At 72.1% G+C, this 5,390-nt stretch carries 8 protein-coding genes; all 8 read right to left on the minus strand.

Annotated features, from left to right (window positions below; translation table 11 throughout):
* Positions 1-98: 98 nt before the first annotated feature.
* Complete coding sequence (locus ACFV3E_RS46310) at positions 99-323, minus strand: hypothetical protein (protein WP_500542533.1); 225 nt, start codon at positions 321-323, stop codon at positions 99-101.
* Position 324: 1 nt separating this feature from the next.
* Positions 325-570, minus strand: a complete 246-nt coding sequence (locus ACFV3E_RS46315; protein ID WP_500366423.1) for a hypothetical protein — start codon at positions 568-570, stop codon at positions 325-327.
* Entirely contained in the window at positions 567-1,250 is a 684-nt protein-coding gene (locus tag ACFV3E_RS46320; RefSeq protein ID WP_500542537.1) for an IS3 family transposase, read from the minus strand. The genes ACFV3E_RS46315 and ACFV3E_RS46320 overlap by 4 nt, the downstream gene beginning before the upstream one ends.
* Complete coding sequence (locus ACFV3E_RS46325; protein WP_499513905.1) at positions 1,250-1,549, minus strand: transposase; 300 nt, start codon at positions 1,547-1,549, stop codon at positions 1,250-1,252. The genes ACFV3E_RS46320 and ACFV3E_RS46325 overlap by 1 nt, the downstream gene beginning before the upstream one ends.
* A gap of 99 nt (positions 1,550-1,648) precedes the next feature.
* Complete coding sequence (locus ACFV3E_RS46330) at positions 1,649-2,335, minus strand: hypothetical protein (protein ID WP_500542535.1); 687 nt, start codon at positions 2,333-2,335, stop codon at positions 1,649-1,651.
* A gap of 89 nt (positions 2,336-2,424) precedes the next feature.
* Positions 2,425-4,197, minus strand: a complete 1,773-nt coding sequence (locus ACFV3E_RS46335) for a zinc metalloprotease (RefSeq protein ID WP_500542539.1) — start codon at positions 4,195-4,197, stop codon at positions 2,425-2,427.
* A 133-nt stretch (positions 4,198-4,330) separates the two neighbouring features.
* Positions 4,331-4,543, minus strand: coding sequence for a hypothetical protein (locus ACFV3E_RS46340; protein ID WP_431969350.1), 213 nt, complete (start codon positions 4,541-4,543; stop codon positions 4,331-4,333).
* A gap of 45 nt (positions 4,544-4,588) precedes the next feature.
* Complete coding sequence (locus ACFV3E_RS46345) at positions 4,589-4,804, minus strand: hypothetical protein (RefSeq protein ID WP_179280271.1); 216 nt, start codon at positions 4,802-4,804, stop codon at positions 4,589-4,591.
* Between the last annotated feature and the right edge of the window lie 586 nt (positions 4,805-5,390).

Here is a 5,390-nt window from a genome sequence, read left to right on the forward strand (position 1 = left end):
AGGTCGCCACCCTCATCGCCAGCGTCCAGCAACTGTCCGAAGCCGACCGCCGGCACGTCGCCGCCCTCGTCGAATCCCTCCTCCGCAGCTCCACCCGGTCATAGCCCGCCCGCCGCCGGGCCGTCCGGCGCCGCGCCGTCCGGTGGTCCTGCGCCGCGTGCGGAGCGGCAGCGGTACAGGAAGTCGTCCTGGTCGAGGCCGCACAGCGCCGCCATCGGTTCGACGGGCGGTCGCTCGAAGCGGTACGCCGTCAGCGCGCCGAGCAGCGCGCGGCCGTACGCCGGGCGAAGTGTCCTGCGCTCCGCAGGAGCGGTCCGGGACATGTCAGCACGCCGCCGGTCTGACGCCGCGCAGCCAGCCGATGACCGCGTTGACGGTGGCGTAGTCGAGTTCGGCGATCCTGGCGACGGCGTCCGCGTCGTCCCGGCGGACCGGGACCCCGGCGGCGTCGAGGGCGCAGTGCAGCATGACCAGGTGCGCCTGCGTGGGCGGCAGGGTCTGACCCGCACGGATCTGGGTGCGCAGCAGGTAGGAGATCGGCAACGGGGGGGTCGGTCGGTCCACGGTCATGCTCGGGTTCCCTCGAAGTAGTCGGACAGGGCTGTGGTGAGGTCGAGCCGGCTGTGCCATGCGCGATGGTCGAGGAGTTCGGTCTGTGTCCGGGCCCAGAAGTCGCCGATCACGGCGTGGTCGTTCCGGTCGGCGACCAGGCCGGTGGGGGGCGCCAGTCCGCGGGCGTGGGCGCGTTCGGTGAAGACGAGGGTGGTGAAGCGTCCCTCGGGCCGGGGCCCGGGGTGGACGGAGTGGCGCAGCACCGCCCTGCTCAGGGCGTCCGCCGCCACGGCGGCGGCCGGTGCGGAGCCCGTGCTCCAACCCATCAGCCGGCGGGCGTGGGCGTCGAGCACGATCACGCAGAGCAGTTGACCCTGACGGGTGGCGAGTTCGACGGCGTCGGTCACCCAGAGCCGGTCGGGCACGCCGGGGCGGCCCTGGAGCCCGGCACGCCGCATGAGCAGTTCGACGGTGCCGTGGCTGATGGGGATGCCGTGCCGCAGGGTGAGCTCCTCGTGGATGCGCCGGTACCCGAAGGTGCCGCGCGAGGCGGCGTGGATGGAGCTGATGAGGTCCGTCAGCCACAGGTGCCGGGTGGAGCGGGGCGAGGGGGGCCGGCCGCGCCAGGTGAAGTACCCCGATTCGGAGATGCCGAGGACGCGCGTGGCGGTCCGGATCGGGAGCCCCTCACCGGCCATCACCTGCACGGCCTCAAATCGCCTTTTGGGGACACCACATCGCGCAGCAGCTCGGTGACCCGCCGGTGGACGGCGAGTTCGGTCTCCAGTTCGGTGATGCGCCTGCGGGCCGCGGTCAGCTCGGCGGTGCCCATCGGTGCGCGCCGCGGTCTGCCCAGGTGCGGCAGGTGCGTGCGCCGCCATTGGTAGATCGTCTGGTCGCCGAGGCCGAGGTCCAGGGCGACCTTCTTCACCGGCTCGCCCGCGACCAGCAGGTCGAGGGCCTTGCGGCGCAGCTCGGGCGGGTATCGCTTGGGCACTTCGTCCTCCGGAAGGCCGGTCGTGGTCCCGGGCCGGGGACCCGTCTGGGGGTTTGGGGAGGTGAGGGACGCGCCCCCGGCCCGGAAGCGGTGGGGGCGTCAGCTGACGTGGCGGTGCATGGTCACGGTGGGCCGGAACTCCCGCAGCGTGCTGGTTCCGGCGCCGGCCGGGACGGCTGCCGCCGCGCGGTCGAGGACGGCCCTGACCTCGGCGGCGAGGGCGTCCGCGCGGCGCTCGATCTCGGAGAGCGGGTCGCCGCACCGCCTCAGCTCGGCCACCCGGCGCCGGATGTCGGCGAGCCGGTCCCGGTCGCGGGCGCTCAGGGTGAGCGGCCGCGGGGTCGCCACGATGAACTGGTAGGCGCCCGCGAACGTCTGGCATCCGGTGCAGTGCTGGTTGACGGCACGGCTGATGTTCGTGGCGTTGATCCGCCGGAGGTCGACACCGGAGGTGGTGACGATCTGGAAGGAGAGGGCGATCGAACGGCACGGACGGGAGAGCGAGCAGCCGGCGGAGGCGGCGACCGCCCGGTTGTGCGCCGCGGCGGCGACGAGCGGCCCGAACTGGTGGATCGAGAACTCCTCGTCGTACTGGACGGGGTGCGCCCGGTTGGCGAGGGTGTGCGCCTCGTCCACGGCGGCGCCGACGCTGCGGGGGATGTGCGACCCCGATGCCGCGCCGGCCGGGGCCGCGGTGGCGAGGGCGACGAGGCCGGCGGTGGTCAGCATGCCCAGCCGGACGGCCTTGCGGCCCACCGTGCTGGTGTGGGGCTTTCGGTGCGTCACGGACTTCTCCTGTAGCGGTCGAAGGGATGTCGGGGGGAGGGGGAAGGGGGAAGGGGGAGGGGGAAGGGGAAGGGGAGGGACGGCCCGCGTCAGGTCGGCAGCGGCGCGGGGAAGGACACGGTGAAGCTCGGGATGGGGGGCTCCGAGGGCGTCGCGGAGTCCGACGGTGTGGCGGAGGGCGAGCCGTCGGACGGGCTCGGCCCTGCCGTGGCCGTGGTCCGGGTGCTGCTCGGTTGCGGTTCGCTCCGCGAGGCCCGAGGGCTGGGCGAGTTCGACGGCGAGGGGCTGCCGCTCGCCGAGGCGGAGGCGTCGGCCGAGCCGGACTCCGAGGGTGCGGCCGAGGACGCGCTCGCCGACGGCTCGCCCACGGCCACGGTCACCGGGGGTGCGGTGACGCTGGGCAGCGGTGCGGGGGCGACCGGGCGCAGGGGCCTGATCTCGGGCACCCCGGGCTGCAGGATGGGCGCGATCGGCGGCTGCGGCGGCAGCGGCTTGGGGGTCACCCCGCCCACCCACGCGGCGCACAGCGCCGCAGCTCCGGCCAGTGTGGCCCCGCCGATGAGGAGCCTCAGCCGGAGATTCCCCTCCGTGGCGCGGACGACGTAGCGGACGAGCCGGCCCCCGAGGCGCACCGACAGGTACGCCGCACCCGCCAGGGGGAAGATCAGCATCAGGCTGCCGATGACCCCGACCGTCCCGGCGGCGAACTGGCCCTCGGCGAAGGCGGAACCGGTCCCGGTCAGCTGCTCGACCAGGGACCGCAGGCTCGTCTCGAGCAGGCGCGGCAGGTTCCACAGCACGTAGCCGAGCTCGGCCAGCAGCAGGGGCACCATCGTCAGCACCCAGGTGGTGACGATGATCCGGGCGGAGCGCTTGAGGTCCGAGACCTCGGGGGGCACCGGGCGGCCCGGGAGCATGCTGCGCAGGATCGGCTTGATCTTGCCGAAGAGGTCCGGGACGCCGGCGAGGTCACCGAGGATGTAGTAGCCGTCCAGCCGGACGGCCGGCATCAGCTGCTCGATGATCTCGAAGTGGGCCAGGTAGATGGCGGCGAGGAAGAAGGACTGCCCGGTGGCGAAGTAGCCCCCGGCCAGGGCCAGTATGAAGACGACGTTGAAGTAGACGCCGCCCAGGTCGGTGCGCATGCGCCCGCCCCGGCCGATCCGGTAGACGTCGGTGACGTCGGTGTACATCGACGGCCAGATGAGGAAGATGCCGCAGCCGATGGCCCCGGGGCGGGCACCGCCGTAGCGGCACGCGGAGGCGTGCCCGAACTCGTGGAAGACGAGCGAGGCCACGGTCAGCGCGAACACCACGAGCATGAGCACCGGCTGCTCCAGCACCTGGAGCACCGGGGTCATCGCCCCGTGGACGGCGAACAGCCAGATCTCCATGGCGACCGCCGTCGCGAGCACCAGCGTCACCGCCAGCGGACGGTGCAGCCAGGCCAGGGAGCGGGCGATCCGGGCGACCTGCCGCTCGCGGAAGATGACCCGGTGGCCCTTCAGGACGAGCAGGAGGTCCGCGGTGGGCCCGGTGACCTCGTCGTCCTCCTGCCCGAAAGGGACGGTGACGCCCAGCGGCTGGAGCTTGTTCTCGATCAGGTAGTGCACGTTCTCGGCGCTGACCTCACGGCCGAAGCGCCCGCTCACCCGGTGCGAGATGGCCTCGGTGTCGCGCCGCCCGTCGATGGCGCGGGCGACCAGGTACAGCAGCCGGCTCAGCTGCACGACCTGCCCGTCCCCCCGGCGGACGATGTACCGGGGTTCGGTGGTCCCCGAGCCCTTGTACTCGCCGAGGAGTTGCAGGCCCGCGCCGAGCCGCGGGACGGGGAAGCCCGTGTCGTGGAGGGGAGGTTCCATCACGTCCGCGCCGTACACCGCCGTTCCCGTGGGGCCGGGGCCGTGAGCAATGTGACTTTCCGTCACCGTCCTGCTCTTCCTCCCGAGACGGACCGCGCCACGACGGGCGCGGTCCGCACACGTACGGGTGTTGTTACTGGCGGATGTTGATGGCCTGGACGGCCTCGGACTGGGCGACCGCGAACGGGGAGAACTGGTTCGCCGCGAGCGACTCGTTGTGGGCGTCGACGTGCGCGATGTTCTTGGTCACGTGCGTGGTCTTGACGAAGCTGAACTTCAGCTTGCCCAGGGCCTCGCGGCCGGGCAGCAGCTCCGCGGACTCGGCGTCGAGCTGGTCCATGTTCATGGGGGGGATACCTTTCTCGGTATGCGGAAGGAGGTGGAACGCCGACTACTGCTTGATGTTGATGGCCTGGGTGGCCTGCGACTGGGCGACCGCGTACGGCGACCACTCGTTGGCCGCGAGCGACTCGTTGTGGGCGTCGACGTGGGCCACGTGCTTGGTCACGTGCGTGGTCTTGACGAAGCTGAACTTGAGCTTGCCCAGGGCCTCGCGGCCGGGCAGCAGCTCCGCGGACTCGGTGTCCAGCTCACGCATGTCGAGCATGGGGGATCCTTCGGACGAGGGGTGCGGACGGGTACCGGGTCCCAGGACCCGTCCATCCACACCGGACGATCTGTCTGACGGCGTTGGACAGTAGTCGGGCGCCACGGGCCCGGCAAGCGATTCGGACCCATGACTGTCCGTCAACGCGGCGGCCGCACAAGGGAAACGACAGGTGGGAGCGCCGGCGAGGGCACCTCGGACACCCGGCCCCACCCCCCGGATATCACTCGAACGGGTCAATCCGCCCCCTGCCCGATGTGGGGAAGTCCCGGCAGAGGGGGCGAAGCCCGACGAACCGGTGGCTATCCTCTCGATCCCCGAGGTGCTTGGGCCGACCAAGCCTCCGGTGAGAGGGGTGCACGTGCTTGTCGTTCAAGGGGCGACCGCCACCGCTGTCGTCCGCCACCGGACCGGAGAGCCGGTGGTCCTGCTTTCCGGCGAACTCCCCGCGGTCCTCACGCCGGCCGCCCTGAACGAACTGCTGAATCTGGCCGCGGCCGTCCTCACGGCCGAGGAGATGAGCCTCTTCCGCAGTTGCCTGACCGCACTGCGCTGCGGGGAGAAACTCCAGGAACGCCGTATCGAG

Source organism: Streptomyces sp. NPDC059718 (assembly GCF_042733315.1).
In the GTDB taxonomy this organism is placed as follows: domain Bacteria; phylum Actinomycetota; class Actinomycetes; order Streptomycetales; family Streptomycetaceae; genus Actinacidiphila.

Coding starts and splice junctions, on each gene's coding strand:
- ACFV3E_RS46310 (WP_500542533.1), bottom strand. CDS start 323: ATGTCCCGGACCGCTCCTGCGGAGCGCAGGACACTTCGCCCGGCGTAC.
- ACFV3E_RS46340 (WP_431969350.1), bottom strand. CDS start 4,543: ATGAACATGGACCAGCTCGACGCCGAGTCCGCGGAGCTGCTGCCCGGC.
- ACFV3E_RS46345 (WP_179280271.1), bottom strand. CDS start 4,804: ATGCTCGACATGCGTGAGCTGGACACCGAGTCCGCGGAGCTGCTGCCC.
- ACFV3E_RS46320 (WP_500542537.1), bottom strand. CDS start 1,250: ATGGCCGGTGAGGGGCTCCCGATCCGGACCGCCACGCGCGTCCTCGGC.
- ACFV3E_RS46335 (WP_500542539.1), bottom strand. CDS start 4,197: ATGGAACCTCCCCTCCACGACACGGGCTTCCCCGTCCCGCGGCTCGGC.
- ACFV3E_RS46315 (WP_500366423.1), bottom strand. CDS start 570: ATGACCGTGGACCGACCGACCCCCCCGTTGCCGATCTCCTACCTGCTG.